17 protein-coding genes are annotated in these 14,866 nt (G+C 63.2%); 10 read left to right on the top strand and 7 right to left on the bottom strand.

The features are described 5' to 3' along the window. Positions 1-31 precede the first annotated feature (31 nt). The 6 genes from H351_RS23205 to tuf all read left to right on the top strand — a co-directional run bounded on the left by H351_RS23205 (position 32) and on the right by tuf (position 5,996). Entirely contained in the window at positions 32-580 is a 549-nt protein-coding gene (locus tag H351_RS23205) for a DUF3558 domain-containing protein (protein WP_029254868.1), read from the top strand. Further along, positions 577-1,122: a DUF3558 domain-containing protein gene (locus tag H351_RS23200; RefSeq protein ID WP_029254869.1), complete on the top strand. Its 546-nt coding sequence runs from the start codon at positions 577-579 to the stop codon at positions 1,120-1,122. The genes H351_RS23205 and H351_RS23200 overlap by 4 nt, the downstream gene beginning before the upstream one ends. Positions 1,123-1,531: 409 nt before the next feature. Continuing rightward, on the top strand, positions 1,532-1,906 hold the full coding sequence (rpsL, locus tag H351_RS23195; protein ID WP_003941908.1) for a 30S ribosomal protein S12: 375 nt from the start codon (positions 1,532-1,534) through the stop codon (positions 1,904-1,906). Next, the gene (gene rpsG, locus H351_RS23190; RefSeq protein WP_003941856.1) at positions 1,906-2,376 is read left to right on the top strand and encodes a 30S ribosomal protein S7; all 471 of its coding nucleotides are present in this window, start codon (positions 1,906-1,908) and stop codon (positions 2,374-2,376) included. Before rpsL ends, rpsG begins: the two co-directional genes overlap by 1 nt. 201 nt (positions 2,377-2,577) lie before the next feature. Further along, on the top strand, positions 2,578-4,680 hold the full coding sequence (gene fusA, locus H351_RS23185; RefSeq protein WP_003942073.1) for an elongation factor G: 2,103 nt from the start codon (positions 2,578-2,580) through the stop codon (positions 4,678-4,680). A gap of 125 nt (positions 4,681-4,805) precedes the next feature. Beyond that, positions 4,806-5,996 carry an elongation factor Tu gene (gene tuf, locus H351_RS23180; RefSeq protein WP_019744283.1) on the top strand — a complete coding sequence of 397 codons (1,191 nt, stop codon included), beginning with the start codon at positions 4,806-4,808 and terminating at the stop codon, positions 5,994-5,996. Between the two features lie 118 nt (positions 5,997-6,114). Here tuf and H351_RS23175 read toward each other — a convergent pair whose 3' ends face one another. From H351_RS23175 to H351_RS23155, 5 genes are read right to left on the bottom strand one after another with little or no spacing between them, the layout of a single operon-like run. Next, positions 6,115-6,678, bottom strand: a complete 564-nt coding sequence (locus tag H351_RS23175) for a hypothetical protein (protein WP_029254870.1) — start codon at positions 6,676-6,678, stop codon at positions 6,115-6,117. Next, positions 6,675-7,649 (bottom strand): DUF6286 domain-containing Asp23/Gls24 family envelope stress response protein, encoded by a 975-nt coding sequence (locus H351_RS23170; RefSeq protein WP_019744281.1) that lies wholly within the window; start codon positions 7,647-7,649, stop codon positions 6,675-6,677. Before H351_RS23170 ends, H351_RS23175 begins: the two co-directional genes overlap by 4 nt. Further along, positions 7,636-7,815, bottom strand: coding sequence for a hypothetical protein (locus H351_RS23165; RefSeq protein WP_003942043.1), 180 nt, complete (start codon positions 7,813-7,815; stop codon positions 7,636-7,638). Before H351_RS23165 ends, H351_RS23170 begins: the two co-directional genes overlap by 14 nt. A gap of 1 nt (position 7,816) precedes the next feature. Beyond that, positions 7,817-8,194, bottom strand: a complete 378-nt coding sequence (locus H351_RS23160) for a hypothetical protein (protein WP_020906840.1) — start codon at positions 8,192-8,194, stop codon at positions 7,817-7,819. Then, complete coding sequence (locus tag H351_RS23155) at positions 8,191-8,658, bottom strand: Asp23/Gls24 family envelope stress response protein (RefSeq protein WP_003941912.1); 468 nt, start codon at positions 8,656-8,658, stop codon at positions 8,191-8,193. Before H351_RS23155 ends, H351_RS23160 begins: the two co-directional genes overlap by 4 nt. 184 nt (positions 8,659-8,842) lie before the next feature. Here H351_RS23155 and H351_RS23150 point away from each other — a divergent pair, with 184 nt between their 5' ends. Together H351_RS23150 and H351_RS23145 are read left to right on the top strand one after the other, a co-directional pair. Further along, a complete protein-coding gene (locus H351_RS23150) occupies positions 8,843-10,021 on the top strand; it encodes an NAD(P)/FAD-dependent oxidoreductase (protein WP_029254871.1) in 1,179 nt (392 codons plus the stop codon). Positions 10,022-10,063: 42 nt separating this feature from the next. Then, complete coding sequence (locus tag H351_RS23145; RefSeq protein WP_029254872.1) at positions 10,064-10,828, top strand: glutamate racemase; 765 nt, start codon at positions 10,064-10,066, stop codon at positions 10,826-10,828. Positions 10,829-10,841: 13 nt separating this feature from the next. Here H351_RS23145 and H351_RS23140 read toward each other — a convergent pair whose 3' ends face one another. Then, a complete protein-coding gene (locus H351_RS23140) occupies positions 10,842-11,210 on the bottom strand; it encodes an SPW repeat domain-containing protein (RefSeq protein WP_029254873.1) in 369 nt (122 codons plus the stop codon). A 361-nt stretch (positions 11,211-11,571) separates the two neighbouring features. On the opposite strand from H351_RS23140, the gene H351_RS23135 reads away from it, so the two are divergent. Next, positions 11,572-12,309, top strand: a complete 738-nt coding sequence (locus H351_RS23135) for a DNA alkylation repair protein (protein WP_020906842.1) — start codon at positions 11,572-11,574, stop codon at positions 12,307-12,309. Positions 12,310-12,347: 38 nt separating this feature from the next. Then, positions 12,348-13,667, top strand: a complete 1,320-nt coding sequence (locus H351_RS23130) for a glycosyltransferase 87 family protein (protein WP_029254874.1) — start codon at positions 12,348-12,350, stop codon at positions 13,665-13,667. Here the strand turns inward: H351_RS23130 and H351_RS23125 are convergent. Continuing rightward, positions 13,639-14,694, bottom strand: coding sequence for a ferredoxin--NADP reductase (locus tag H351_RS23125; protein WP_020906844.1), 1,056 nt, complete (start codon positions 14,692-14,694; stop codon positions 13,639-13,641). The genes H351_RS23130 and H351_RS23125 overlap by 29 nt on opposite strands. Between the last annotated feature and the right edge of the window lie 172 nt (positions 14,695-14,866).

Here is a 14,866-nt window from a genome sequence, read left to right as displayed (position 1 = left end):
TCGGGGGCCACCGAGAAGTACAGTCGGCTCCATGGCCGCACGCACCCTCACTTCGATCGGGACTTCGGTATTGGTCTCGGCTGCCGTGCTTTCGGCGGTGGTCGGCTGCAGCTCCGACGACGGGTCCGCCGATCGGCCGGGGGACGACGCCAGTTCGCCGGCGCTCGCACCCACCGATCCCGGTCCGATGTTCGCCGAATGCGGCTCGGTGACCGACGAAGAAGTTGTCAATGCCTTCAACCTCGGCGCTTTTGCGACGACGACGCGCAACGGCGTCGGTTGCCAGTGGGAGGTCGCTGGTTCGAGCGGTCCGAGCGTCAGTTTCTCCTGGTACCGCGGTAGCCCGATCGGCCGCGAACGGGCCGGGTCCGACCTGCTCGGACGTCCCGCCGCCGACATCACGATCGGCGGTCATCAAGGCTTCATCGCGTCCACGGCAGGTTCGTTGTGCGAGTTGGGTATCGCGTTCGGCGGAGACTTCGTGCACTGGTCGATCACCTACGGTTTGCTGCCACCGACCGCGGATCCATGCACGGTGGCGCGGGATCTGATGGAAAAAACAGTTTCGAGGGCACAGTGAAGTTCGAGGGCGCCGTGAAGCGCGTACGGATCGGGCTCGCCCTGGCTGGATCGCTGGTTCTGCTGACAGGCTGCGGCTCGGTGGTTACCGGGGCTCCCCGTGCGGAGGGCAGCTACGGCGGTAGTGACAGCCAGGAATTCGCCAACGTCCTCCAAGAATGCGAGGCCGTCACCGACGAGCAGATCGCCGGCGCGGTGGGTGCCGACGCCGTCGGGCGTGGGTTCTTCGGCGCCATCTGCCGTTGGGACGGCATCGGGGCCGCGGGTCCGATCAAGATCACCTTCAACTGGTTCGAGACGGGCACCCTCGATCACGAGCGCGCTGCATTCGAACATCTGGGATACGTGGTGGCGAAAATCGACATCAATGGCAGTGGCGGTTACGAGGTTCGCCAGCCGGCCGATCCGCAGAGCTGCGGCGTGAGCGCGAGCGCACCGGCCGGGGGAGTGTTCGGTTGGTGGGTCACCGAGCCGCAGGGCGGCGCGGATCCGTGCGAGGCTGCGGCAAAGCTCGGCGCGTTGACGTTGAACCGCAGCATCTGATCGTGACCGGTCCGGCTGCGTGGTCTGAGTTTGCAGCCAGAGTGTCTGGTCAGAGCGTGAGGTCACTATCACCGTGGCCTCGCTTTGACCTCGTGGCGCGCCGACAGGTATCGTTATGGGTCGTGTCCGGCATGCCCGGGCCGATCTGTGTGCCTAGCTAGGTATTGCCGTGCGCGCGTTCGAGCAGAAACTGCTGATGAACGAGCATCCGGCTGCCTGTGTGGGGGTATGCGACACGCCCGACCTCGGGGGCAGTGCGCGGCATGAAAGTGCTGAGTACAGACTCTGAGGTGGGTGAGGAGCAGCAGCTCTCTTGCTCCAACTGCTAGATCCCTAATTTCAGAACAGCCACGTTTTCGAACGGCCCGAGTTCGCTCGAGCAGTCTGTTCGTCACAAGAAAGCCGGTAAATGCCAACCATCAACCAGCTGGTCCGCAAGGGTCGCCGCGACAAGACCGCCAAGGTCAAGACGGCAGCCCTCAAGGGCAGCCCGCAGCGTCGTGGCGTGTGCACTCGCGTGTACACCACCACCCCCAAGAAGCCGAACTCCGCGCTCCGTAAGGTCGCACGTGTTCGCCTCACGACTTCGGTCGAGGTCACCGCGTACATCCCCGGTGAAGGTCACAACCTTCAGGAGCACTCCATGGTGCTCGTCCGTGGCGGTCGTGTGAAGGACCTCCCGGGTGTCCGTTACAAGATCATCCGCGGCTCCCTGGACACCCAGGGTGTCAAGGGTCGCAAGCAGGCACGCAGCCGCTACGGCGCCAAGAAGGAGAAGAGCTAATGCCACGTAAGGGCCCCGCTCCGAAGCGCCCGCTCATCAACGACCCGGTTTACGGTTCCCCGTTGGTGACGCAGCTCGTCAACAAGATCCTGCTGGACGGCAAGAAGTCCACCGCAGAGCGAATCGTGTACCAGGCTCTCGAGCAGGCACGCGAGAAGACCGGCACCGATCCGGTCGTCACTCTCAAGCGCGCCCTGGACAACGTCAAGCCTGCACTCGAGGTTCGTAGCCGCCGCGTCGGTGGCGCTACCTACCAGGTGCCGGTCGAGGTTCGTCCCGGTCGTTCCACCACGCTGGCACTGCGCTGGCTGGTCACCTTCTCGCGTGCACGTCGTGAGAAGACCATGGTCGAGCGTCTCGCCAACGAGCTCCTCGATGCCAGCAATGGCCTCGGTGCAGCTGTGAAGCGTCGCGAAGACACTCACAAGATGGCCGAAGCCAACAAGGCATTCGCCCACTACCGCTGGTGATGTAAAGCGTCGGAGCAACTGCCATCGGGTGGGGCTCCGACGCTTGTCGCCGTTGGCGACCTGATCATCTCGCCGGTTTCCGGACGCAGGTGGCCAGGTTCGCCTCGGCAGAGACATAATTGAAAGACCATGGCCTTGACGGTGGAACACACCGGATACGGCCGACACCCGAAAACCAAGCAACGAGCGGGGAAGAAACCTGTGGCACAGGAAGTGCTGACTGACCTGAACAAGGTCCGCAACATCGGCATCATGGCGCACATCGATGCCGGCAAGACCACCACCACCGAGCGCATCCTGTTCTACACCGGTGTCAATTACAAGATCGGTGAGACGCACGACGGTGCGTCGACGACGGACTGGATGGAGCAGGAGAAGGAACGCGGCATCACGATCACGTCTGCCGCCGTGACTTGCTTCTGGAACAACAACCAGATCAACATCATCGACACCCCCGGCCACGTCGACTTCACGGTCGAGGTGGAGCGGTCGCTGCGCGTGCTCGACGGCGCAGTTGCTGTCTTCGACGGTAAGGAAGGTGTCGAGCCGCAGTCCGAGCAGGTTTGGCGTCAGGCTGCCAAGTACGACGTTCCGCGCATCTGCTTCGTCAACAAGATGGACAAGATGGGCGCGGACTTCTACTTCACAGTCCAGACCATCATCGACCGTCTCGGCGCGAAGCCGCTCGTTCTCCAGCTGCCCATCGGCGCTGAGGACGACTTCGACGGCGTCGTCGACCTGGTCGAGATGCGTGCCATCACCTGGCGCGGCGTAGTTCCGACCGGTGCACTGCCGACCATCGAAGAGATCCCCGCGGACCTCGTCGAGAAGGCTGCAGAGTACCGCGAGAAGCTGCTCGAAACCGTTGCAGAGTCCGACGAAGCTCTCATGGAGAAGTACTTCGGCGGCGAAGAGCTCACGGTCGAGGAAATCAAGGGCGCCATCCGCAAGATGACGGTCGCTTCCGAGCTGTACCCGGTCATCTGTGGCTCCGCGTTCAAGAACAAGGGCGTTCAGCCCATGCTCGACGCAGTCATCGATTACCTGCCGAACCCGCTGGACATCGGCGAGGTCGTCGGCCACAAGCTCGGTGACGAAGAAGTAGAGATCACTCGCAAGCCGAGCAAGGAAGAGCCGTTCTCGGCTCTCGCCTTCAAGATCGCTGCTCACCCGTTCTTCGGCAAGCTGACCTTCGTCCGCGTGTACTCGGGTCGTATCGATCCGGGCGCTCAGGTGCTCAACGCAACCAAGGGCAAGAAGGAGCGCATCGGAAAGCTCTTCCAGATGCACGCCAACAAGGAGAACCCGGTAGACGAGGCCGTAGCCGGCCACATCTACGCAATGATCGGCCTCAAGGACACCACCACCGGTGACACCTTGTGCGATCAGGCGAGCCCCATCGTCCTCGAGTCGATGTCGTTCCCCGCGCCGGTCATCCAGGTCTCCATCGAGCCCAAGACCAAGTCCGACCAGGAAAAGCTGGGCGTCGCGATCCAGAAGCTGGCCGAAGAGGATCCGACCTTCTCGGTCGAACTCGACGAAGAGACCGGTCAGACCGTCATCGGCGGTATGGGCGAGCTCCACCTCGACATCCTCGTCGACCGCATGCGTCGCGAGTTCAAGGTCGAGGCGAACGTCGGTAAGCCGCAGGTTGCGTACCGCGAGACCATCACCAAGAAGGTCGAGAAGCACGACTACACCCACAAGAAGCAGACGGGTGGCTCGGGCCAGTTCGCAAAGGTCATCATCGCTCTGGAGCCTTTCGTGGGCGAAGACGGTGCTACCTACGAGTTCGAGAACAAGGTCTCCGGCGGACGTATCCCGCGCGAGTACATCCCCTCCGTGGATGCTGGTGCGCAGGACGCGATGCAGTACGGTGTTCTCGCCGGCTACCCGCTCGTGAACCTGAAGCTGTCGCTGCTCGATGGTGCTTACCACGACGTCGACTCCTCGGAAATGGCGTTCAAGGTTGCCGGTTCGCAGGCACTGAAGGAAGCCGCCCGCAAGGCCGGCCCCGTCATTCTCGAGCCGCTCATGGCTGTCGAGGTCACAACGCCCGAGGAGTACATGGGCGACGTGATCGGCGACCTCAACTCCCGCCGTGGCCAGATCCAGGCCATGGAGGAACGCAGTGGTGCCCGTGTCGTGAAGGCGCTGGTTCCGCTCTCGGAGATGTTCGGTTACATCGGTGACCTGCGGTCGAAGACCCAGGGCCGTGCGAACTTCTCCATGGTGTTCGATTCCTACGCAGAGGTTCCCGCGAACGTCTCGAAGGAAATCATCGCCAAGGCGACGGGCGAGTAAGCACAGCGAGCTCCCCAGCCCGCGCCGGCAAGTGACCTCGGTTGCTTCCGGCACGAAGCACGACCAAGTAACAACCAACCGCACTGCTGCATACGGCAAGCAACAACAGTCCAGGAGGACACAAAGTGGCGAAGGCGAAGTTCGAGCGGACGAAGCCGCACGTGAACATCGGCACCATTGGTCACGTCGACCACGGCAAGACCACGACGACGGCGGCCATCACCAAGGTTCTCGCGGATGCATTCCCCGACCTGAACGAGGCTTCGGCCTTCGATCAGATCGACAAGGCTCCCGAGGAAAAGGCTCGTGGCATCACGATCAACATCTCGCATGTTGAGTACCAGACGGAAAAGCGCCACTACGCGCACGTCGATGCACCGGGTCACGCCGACTACATCAAGAACATGATCACCGGCGCAGCTCAGATGGACGGCGCTATCCTCGTCGTCGCAGCTACCGACGGCCCGATGCCCCAGACGCGCGAGCATGTCCTGCTCGCTCGCCAGGTTGGCGTTCCTTACATCCTCGTCGCCCTGAACAAGGCCGACATGGTTGACGATGACGAGATCCTCGAGCTCGTCGAGATGGAGGTCCGCGAACTGCTGGCCGCTCAGGAATTCGACGAGGAAGCCCCCGTCATTCCGATCTCGGCACTCAAGGCACTCGAGGGTGACCCGAAGTGGACGCAGTCCATCCTCGACCTGATGGCTGCAGTCGACGAGTCCATTCCGGACCCGGTCCGCGAGACGGACAAGCCCTTCCTCATGCCCGTCGAGGATGTCTTCACGATCACCGGCCGTGGCACGGTTGTCACCGGTCGTATCGAGCGTGGCTCGGTCAACGTGAACGAGGAGGTGGAGATCGTCGGCATCAAGGAGACCTCCACCAAGACCACCGTCACGGGTATCGAGATGTTCCGCAAGCTGCTCGACTCGGGCCAGGCCGGCGACAACGTCGGACTGCTCGTTCGTGGCATCAAGCGCGAAGATGTCGAGCGTGGACAGGTTGTCGTCAAGCCGGGCACCACGACTCCCCACACGGAGTTCGAGGGCCAGGCATACATCCTGTCGAAGGACGAGGGTGGCCGCCACACCCCGTTCTTCAACAACTACCGCCCGCAGTTCTACTTCCGTACCACGGACGTTACGGGCGTCGTGACGCTGCCTGAGGGCACCGAGATGGTCATGCCCGGTGACAACACCGAGATGTCCGTCAAGCTCATCCAGCCTGTCGCCATGGACGAGGGCCTGCGCTTCGCAATTCGCGAAGGCGGCCGTACGGTCGGCGCCGGCAAGGTTGCCAAGATCATCAAGTGAGACTCTTGTCTCGCTAGCTGATTCACAGCACTAGGAAAGGCGCTCATTCCCTTCGGGGAGTGAGCGCCTTTTCTGTGTCTATGGCCAGGTGGTCTGCGATCGGTTGTTCGGGGTGCTTCTACTTGGAGGCTTCTACCCGGTCGAGATGCAACAGAACCTGTACCGCGACAGGTGAGCCGTCGAGGCTTCGCCTGGTTGCACGGGCGATGTGTTCGGCCGAAGTGGTGAAGCCGACGACATCGATCGCCGGGTCTGCGGTGACGACAATCGACAGCGTTGGCAGTCCGCGATCGATCGTCGCTTTGCTTCTGGTGCTGCGCACGCCGCTCAGCTGGGCGAGTTCTGCCGCTACGCCGTCGGCGACCGGTCCCAGATCCACACTGACGTCGGTACCGGACTCGTTGTGCCGCAATGTGACTGCGCTCGTTCGGCGTCGACGAAGGTTCAGGTACAACAGCCCGAAACCGGCGAAGACGCAGAGGATGAAGGTGCCCGACAGCACCCAGTGCCACCAAGGATCCTCCGGAAGACCGAAGAGGACCTCACGATCGAGTCGTGACACCCAGGTCCTGATCAGTGAGGCACCCGCGTCCCACGCGATGGCGTATGCGCCCGCCGCGAGGAGTGCGATTCCGACGATGAGGACGATGGTCCGATCGACCGCGGAGATCCAGCGGTTCACGAGGCGTCCTTTCGTCGTACTGGCGTTTCTCTCACGACTACCGAAAGCTGCAGTGGCTGCTGGAGTATCGCGAGATGAGGCCGAACTGCCGCGTCGACGGCCGCGGCCAGTTCGGTTCGATCGCCGCCGGTGGATTCGATGTGGACCTTGATGTGTTTGCGGTCGACGCTGGTGTGGGCCGAGTCGACGCCGGGAACGACCGCTGCGTGGCTACTGCACAGACGTGCAATGTCCGTCGGCCGCATCCATACCGTCGATGCGCTCGGGTTACCCAACGGCACATGGGTTTTCGCCCGGCGTTTGAGGGCGGACATGATCAGGACAACACCCGCGACAACGGCAGCGATCGCCACCGGAAGCAGCCACGGTTGCCAGTGCAGACGCGACGTCCACTCCACGGAGTTCCGGATCCAGGGCGCCGAATCGAAGGTTCCGCGATTGATGAACCATTCGCGCGAGACCACGAAAGCGAGTGCGAGTAGACCGCACGCGATGACGACGGCTGACACCGCGGCGGCGGGGTTCGCGGAGGGAACTCGGGGTGGAATCGGATCCGAGAGTGCCTCCTGTGCGGGGCCTTCCGCGATTTCGACGCCGGAAACACAGGATTCGTCAGAACCCTCGGTTGCCGCGATCATGACGTTCATGTCGTGGAGGGGCAGGCCGGTCAGCGACTCGACGCTGCGTCCGACTTCTGCCCGCACGCGACCGGTCAGTTCGGTGACCGAACATGGCCAGGACACAGCGAGGAACAGATTGATGGCCACGGCGTCGCTGCCCATCGAGATGTCGGCTCGCGGAAGGTCGCGCCCGGTCAGGCGGGTCAAGCCACCGGACTGGCGGACCACCCCCGGGACGTTCACCGCTGCGGCAGTGGCTATCTTGGCCATCGCCCGGTCCTTGATGACCAGTGAACCTCGTAGGCCGGGATCGTCTGCCGCGTTCGGAGTGGTCGGCTCAGCCACGGCCACGGCTTCGGAGGATCGCGCCGAGATCGAGATGTCCGTCGCGGTGTGCTCCGATCGCCATTCCGGCGGCGCCGAGCAGGACGGCGAAGACGAATCCGCTGAATCCGCCCATGATTCCGGCGAGCGCGAGGAGCAGACCGACCAGCAGTCCGACGGTAGTGCTGTTCATGTCAGTTCCCTTCTCGAATGTTCGGTGCGATCTCGGTGACAGTGGAGAGCTCGGTGACTGCATCTTCAGAATTTTCGGGTGGATATCCCGCTGTCGACAAGTCTCCGACGGTCACGTTCACCGGTACGTCGACCAACCGTGCCACCACCGCTCGGACGCGTTCGGCGACACCGCGAACGTCGGCCGGATAGTGAACGGAAATGTGTACCGCACAAGAGTTTTCGTCGACGACGACGCCGGTGACTCGGCGTCCGGGGAGGTAGGTTCCCACCTCACCGAATTGCCCGCCGTGCAGATCTGCCACTTCCGGGATCGCAAGAACTGCGTCGGCGACGACCTCGGCCGCGTCGATCTCGCGGCCGGCGTCGGCGGTACTCACTGAACCCTCGGCTTGGCTTCCGGATCGGTACTGCCGCCACTCTCTGCATCCTCGAAGAGCATGACGTCGAAGACGGTGATGTTGACCTCGGTGACCTCGAGACCCGTCATGCTTTCGACTGCGGCAATGACGTTTCGGCGGATACCTACCGCCAATTCGTGGAGTGCGACGCCGTATTCGGCGACAATGCCGATGTCGATGGCGGCTTGTTTCTCGCCCACTTCCACCGCCACGCCCTGGGCGTGGTTGACGCGGGCGCCCGGAATGCGGTCACGAAGTGCCCCCACCGCGCGCGCGGTGCCCCCACCGACGTCGTACACGCCGTTGATCTCGCGGGTCGCGATACCGGCGATCTTGGCGACCACGGCGTCGGCGATGATCGTCTTGCCCTGGGTGCTGACTAGTTCCGCGCCACCGTCGGCGCCGAATCGGACGCTGTTCTTTTCACTGGAATCGCTGGTCATGGGGGCTCCCTGCTCATGTGTCAGTGCGTGCGTCTGAAGTACCTCCAACTGTAGTGACTGGTAGGTGGCCATGCGGGATGCACCACACCTACTCCGGCATTTGGTATGGCAGAGTCGGGGGCAAATAGTGACGGCGTTCATAGTGAGCGCTGCTAGTGACGTGGGTCGGACAGGGTGGTACGTGGTGGCACGGATAGTGATCGTGGGTGCGGGGTTGTCGGGGCTGCGGACCGTGGAGGAACTGCGACGAGCAGGCTTCGAGGGTGAGTTGACGCTCGCCGGTGGGGAAACACATCTGCCCTACGACCGGCCGCCGCTGTCGAAGGAAGTGATCCGCGGCGACAAGGACGAGACGACGCTGCGTCCGGCAGAGTTCTACGTCGAGAACAAGGTGGATCTCAAGCTCGGTTCGCCCGCGACCTCGGTGGACACTGCCGCAAAGTCGGTGGCGTTCGCGGACGGATCCACCCTCGACTACGACGAGTTGGTCATCGCGACCGGACTGACTCCGCGTCGCATTGCCGGCCTTCCGGAGCTGTCCGGAGTGCACGTTCTGCGCTCCATCGAGGAGGCGCTGGCCCTTCGCGCCGAGCTGGCTCCCGGCAAGCGTGCGCTGATTGTCGGGGCCGGCTTCATCGGCTGCGAACTGGCCGCCAGCATGAAGTCTCACGGCGTCGACGTCGTGTTGCTCGAACCTCAGCCGACACCGCTGGCGTCGGTGCTCGGCCCCACCGTTGGCGCCCTCGTCGAACGTCTGCATCGGAACGAGGGCGTCGATGTCCGCGTCGGCACCGGCTTGACCTCGTTGTCCGGCGACGGAGCGGTTGCCACTGCGACCTTGAGCGACGGTTCGGAGATCCCGGTCGACGTGGTGGCGATCGGAGTCGGTTCGGTGCCGGTCACGGGATGGCTCGATGGTTCGGGAATCGAACTCGACAACGGAGTGCTCTGCGACGGCGTCGGCCGCACCAGTACCGAACACGTCTGGGCCGTCGGCGACGTCGCGTCCTGGCAGATCGGTGATCGGCGCAAGCGCGTCGAACACTGGACCAATGCGGGCGACCAGGCCAAGATCCTGGCGGGAGCGCTCACCGGAACGGGTGATCCCGATGCGCCGGCGCAGGTTCCCTACTTCTGGAGCGATCAGTACGACGTCAAGATCCAGGCGTTGGGGACCGTCGCACCCACGGACACCGTTCACATCGTCAAGGACGACGGCCGAAAGTTCGTCGCCTACTACGAGCGCGACGGTGTGCTGGCAGCTGTCGTCGGCGGAGGCAGCGCGGGAGCGGTGATGAAGATGCGCGCCAAGATCGCAGCCGGCACGCCCATCTCTGACGTGTTGGAGTCCACACCGGCCTGAACGGATGAGGCAGGACCGGTTCCGAGGCGATAGATTTGTGCGGTGATCGTTGCACTCATCGACTCGGGACTGGGCCTGCTCCCTACCTCTGCGTGGCTCAGACGCCTGCGCCCGGATCTCGATCTGGTGCTCTCCCTGGATCCGGACGGCGCCCCCTGGGGCCCCAAGCCTGAGCCGTGGGTCGTCGACCGGGTACTCGGTGCGGTGCGGCGGAGCCTCGATCGTGGGGCTCAGGTCATCGTTCTTCCATGCAATACCGCCAGCGTCACCGCGCTGCCACACGTGCGAGAACTGGTCGGGCCGGAAGTACCGGTCATCGGAACGGTGCCCGCGATCAAACCCGCCGCTGCCGCGTGCGATTCAGTGGCGATCTGGGCTACAGCCGCGACGACGGCCAGCCGGTACCAAGCCGATCTGATCGAGCAGTTCGGCAACGGGGCCAAGGTCGTCGGAGTGCCGTGCCACGGCCTGGCCGATTCGATAGATCTCGGTGATCGCGCAGCCGCACTTGCTGCCATCGATTCCGCGGTTGCCCGGACGCCGGACGACGTCAGCGGCGTTGTCCTCGGGTGCACCCACTACCCACTGCTCGCCGACGAGATCGCAGCACGGTTACCCGCCGGCGTCACACTCTTCGACAGCGCCGAAGCCGTTGCACGACAGACTCTGCGGCGGATCGACGGGCTCGGTGCCGTGGGCGAAGGATCGGGAACTGTCGAGGTGTTCGTGAGCGGTCGTCCGGGCGCACTACCGCCCAGCGCCGAAGCCTTCGACGCCGGGCGGTTGTTGGGCGCGATCAAAGCCTGATCCAGCCGCTCCGTCAATGGGCGGCTACGCCGCCGTGACCCCCGTGATGCATCCGTGCACTCATCACCGGCATCGCACTCACCGCGACCACAACGGTCAGAACCCCGACCACCCAGGCCGTCCACGACGCACCGCGCAGAGCGTCGAAGTTCATCACCCAGGGTGAAATGAACATCAAGACGCCGAAAACACCCATCGCGTAATCCGCCATGGTCATGTCCGGACGTGCCATGTGCGCCAGACCCGACAGTGCAACCAGGACACCCAGGACGACGAGTGACCACATTGCCCGATCGGTGGTGTCGAGCCACATCGGCGAGAGAGCCGCAAAGACGCCGAGAACCACCGCGACGGCATCTTGCATTCGATTCCACGACTTCATGACGAGACCTCCAAAGACGAGAGTGTGTCCACCTGTAGTACACGCCCGCGGAAGATCGAGATCAACTCTCCGCCAATTGCATTCGCGTTGCAGTTAGAGGCGATGCGGAGGCTCGAATATCAAGATTTGTGACCATTCGTCCGGATGGCCACGAGCCCGCGCGGCGCGCTTGCCGCGATATGTCCCGAGAGTGCCATGAGGGTGAGAGTGGTGAATGCGATAGCGGCGGTGATCATGGGTGGTCCTTTCACTGACTGTCCTCGAGTGTCGTCTGCCGACCTGTGGCCGAGCAGGGCACACGGTGTGAGGACGCTGAGAGAATCGAAGAGTCCGCACAGACGACCCGTGAGAAGGTTCTGGGGTGACGCAATCGAGTGCCCCGGACGTGATCGAGCAGTTGGCCGACCTCGCGGATCCCGCAGATGCCGTCCACTTGCAGCGGTTCTTCAAGACAGCGCCGGGGGAGTACGGCGAGGGTGACGTATTCATCGGCGTGCGAGTACCGAAGACGCGATCGGTAGTGAAGAAGCACGTCGGACTCGCGTTGCCTCAGATACGTCTCCTTCTCGACAGTGACGTTCACGAGCACCGATTGGCCGGGCTGCTGATCCTGGTCGCTCAATTCGAAAAAGTCAGTCGCCCAAAATTTTTCGACGGCGAGGGCCGCGCTCGCATCGCAGGCTTCTATCTGACCGCTGTCGAGGACGGGCGGGTCAACAATTGGGATCTGGTGGATTCGTCCGCCGGACAGATCCTCGGCGGCTGGCTGTACGACCGAGATCGCCGGCTGATCTTCGAGCTTTCCGATTCGGGTGACCTGTGGCGACGACGGGTGGCGCTGCTGACGACGTACGGATTCATCACTCGCGGCGACGCGTCGACCACGCTCGAGCTTGCCGCTCAGGTGCTGGGTGATCGACGAGACCTGACCCAGAAAGCGATGGGCTGGATGCTCCGCGAGGTGGGCAAGCGGGTGGATCGGGATTTGTTGACCGGCTTCCTTACTGAGAATGCAGCAGACATGGGACGCACGGCGCTGAGCTACGCGTGCGAACACCTGACCGCAGACGAGCGAGCGCACTTCCGGGCGGCCCGCTAGCGAAGTACCGCTCGGTAGGTTGTGGGACGATTCTCGGTATGCCCGCCACCCGTGTCGAGGCGTCTCGAATTGTGACGATCGGTTCACTGATCGCTGCCGGCGTCGCAGCTCTGTGTTATCTCGTGTACTCCGTTCGAGCCGTCGAACCCGTTGATTTTCTCGTCTACCGCTACGCTGCCCAGGCATTTGCCGCAGGCTCGAACATCTACGAGAGCAACCTTGTCGGCCCGTTTATCGTCGACGAGGGCATGCCGTTCACCTACACCCCGTTCGCGGTGATCTTCCTCTGGCCGACTGTTCTCTTCGACTGGTGGACGGCCTATCTGCTGTGGTCGGCGTTGTGCATCGCGGCGGTGGTGTGGACAGTCGCCAAGTTCACTCCCGCGCGCGTCCCCAAACGGCCGCTCGTCATGGCGGCATTGGTCCTGGCCGTGTCGGTGACACCCATCGTCAGCGCCCACATCTCCTTCGGCCAGGTGAACCTGGTGCTGATGGTGCTCGTACTGCTCGACGTGACCCGCAGAGGCGATTCGAGATTCGGCCGGTGGTTTCCACGAGGACTTTTGATCGGCGTCGCAGCCGCGATCAAGCTGACGCCGGCGCTGTTCATCGTCTACTTCGTCGTCACGAAGCAGTGGCGACTCGCGATCTGGAGTTCGATCGGATTTGCCGCGGCGACCGCCGTCGCAGCAATGGTGGACCCGGCCGTCAGCTGGACCTTCTGGTCAGACGTCGTCTGGAACCTCAGTGACCGGGTGGACTTGAGCGGGCAGGCGATCGCGAGTGCCGGTAACAGTTCACTGCAGGGCGGACTTGCGGCACTGGGCACATGGACGGCGTCTCTGGCGATGCCGTTGACCGTGCTGTGCGCGGCGGTAGCGCTCTGGGTCGCCCGAGATGTATATCGCGTCGGTCGTGGGGTCGATGCGGCGTTGGTGATCGGTTTGAGTGCGCCGATTCTTTCGCCGATCAGCTGGATTCATCACTGGGTGTATCTCGTGCCTGCTGCCGTCACGGTTCTCTTTCGGCTTCGATCGCCGCTGCAGTTCGGTGCGGCCGCTGTGGGGTTGGCCGTCGTCTATTGCGGGCCGAGTATGGGGCAGCAGTTCATCGAGACGTCGCCGCTGCTGCTGCCGCTGGGGTTGGTCCTTCGTGAGGGCTTCCTGATCGTGACCCTGGTGCTGATTCTTGCGTTGTGGCGGTTGCCCACAACGGCGCCGGAGTGGGTTACGGGGCGGGACTCGGAAGATGGCGCGGATGATGCCTCGGAAGATGACAAAGCCCCCGATTCCGCAGGGAATCAGGGGCCGTCATGCATCGAAGCAGGGTTCAGAACTCGATCTTCAGGCGATCGGTGATCGGCTTCGCCTGGCAACCGAGGATGTAGCCGTTTGCCACGTCCTCGGCGTCGAGGATCTCGGAGTTGTCCATCTGGACTTCGCCTTCGGTGACGGTGCAGGCACACGACCCGCACTCACCTTCCTGGCAGGAGTACGGAACGTCGAGACCCTTGGCGAGCATGATGTCGACGAGCGTCTGCTTGCGCGGCCAGACGAGGGTGTGGGTTTCACCGTCCAGTTCGACCTCGACGGTTGCGGCGTCGGCAGCTTCCTCGTCGGAGACTTCGGCTACCTCGACGTCACGGAACGGGTCGCCGGCGAGTGAATTGAAGACCTCGGCGTGAACCTGCGTGCGGGGCATGCCCGCTTCTGCCAGTGCCTTGTGGACGGCGTCCATGAAGGGGCCTGGACCGCACATGAAGGCCTCGTACGCGACAAATGGCTTGGCCAGTGTCGCCAACTGTGAGACGGCGGGGAGTCCCTGCACGGTTTCGATCCAGTGGACCACGGTGAGGCGGCCGGGGTGTTGCGCTGCCAACTCGCGAAGTTCGGCGCCGAAGATGACGGACTTCTCGTCGCGATTCGCGTAGATCAGCACGACGTTGCCGCTGCCCTGCGTGAGGGCGGACTTGAGGATCGAGATCACCGGAGTGATTCCGCTGCCTGCACCGAAGAGCAGGAAGTCGTGATCGAGCGACTTGGGCGTGAAGACACCTGACGGCGGCAGCACTTCGATGGTGTCGCCGACCTGGAGCTTGTCGCACAACCAGTTGGAGCCGTAGCCGTCGACGGTTCGCTTGACGGTCACCTTGGGGGCGTCGTCGGTGAAGGGTGAACTGGCCAGGGAGTAGCAGCGTGCGACCGAGCCGGTCTGATCACTCGGGATGCGCAGGGTCAGGAATTGACCTGGCTTGTAGTCGAACTTGTCCTTCAGTTCTGCGGGAATTTCGAACACCAGCGACCGGGCGTCGGAAGTCTCTTCGATGACTCCGGACACGGTGAGTACCGCCGATCGCGAGCTGTGCGGTACCTCGACTGTCGTCATCGCGAAGCTAGTCCTCTCGTGAAGCTGGGTAAAGCGCAGGTCAGTGAAGTGCAACATCTAGAACGTGTTCTAGTTCAATGTTAGCAGTGATGAAAAGCTACTGGGGATCGTAGTCGCCGAGCAACACGTTCCCGATCAGCGGGAACCACGGCAGTCTGATCCGGCCTTCCTG

Origin of the sequence: Rhodococcus erythropolis R138, assembly GCF_000696675.2 — a bacterium.
Taxonomy (GTDB): Bacteria; Actinomycetota; Actinomycetes; order Mycobacteriales; family Mycobacteriaceae; genus Rhodococcus_F; species Rhodococcus_F erythropolis.
The sequence above is the reverse complement of the archived record's forward strand: the minus strand, read 5'-3'. Positions and strand labels throughout refer to the sequence as shown.

What these genes read in the sequence shown, in the direction of transcription:
- rpsL (WP_003941908.1), top strand. Translation starts at nt 1,532, where the DNA reads ATGCCAACCATCAACCAGCTGGTCCGCAAGGGTCGCCGCGACAAGACC.
- H351_RS23155 (WP_003941912.1), bottom strand. Translation starts at nt 8,658, where the DNA reads ATGACCAGCGATTCCAGTGAAAAGAACAGCGTCCGATTCGGCGCCGAC.
- H351_RS23165 (WP_003942043.1), bottom strand. Translation starts at nt 7,815, where the DNA reads ATGAACAGCACTACCGTCGGACTGCTGGTCGGTCTGCTCCTCGCGCTC.
- rpsG (WP_003941856.1), top strand. Translation starts at nt 1,906, where the DNA reads ATGCCACGTAAGGGCCCCGCTCCGAAGCGCCCGCTCATCAACGACCCG.
- H351_RS23130 (WP_029254874.1), top strand. Translation starts at nt 12,348, where the DNA reads ATGCCCGCCACCCGTGTCGAGGCGTCTCGAATTGTGACGATCGGTTCA.
- H351_RS23140 (WP_029254873.1), bottom strand. Translation starts at nt 11,210, where the DNA reads ATGAAGTCGTGGAATCGAATGCAAGATGCCGTCGCGGTGGTTCTCGGC.
- H351_RS23205 (WP_029254868.1), top strand. Translation starts at nt 32, where the DNA reads ATGGCCGCACGCACCCTCACTTCGATCGGGACTTCGGTATTGGTCTCG.
- H351_RS23125 (WP_020906844.1), bottom strand. Translation starts at nt 14,694, where the DNA reads ATGACGACAGTCGAGGTACCGCACAGCTCGCGATCGGCGGTACTCACC.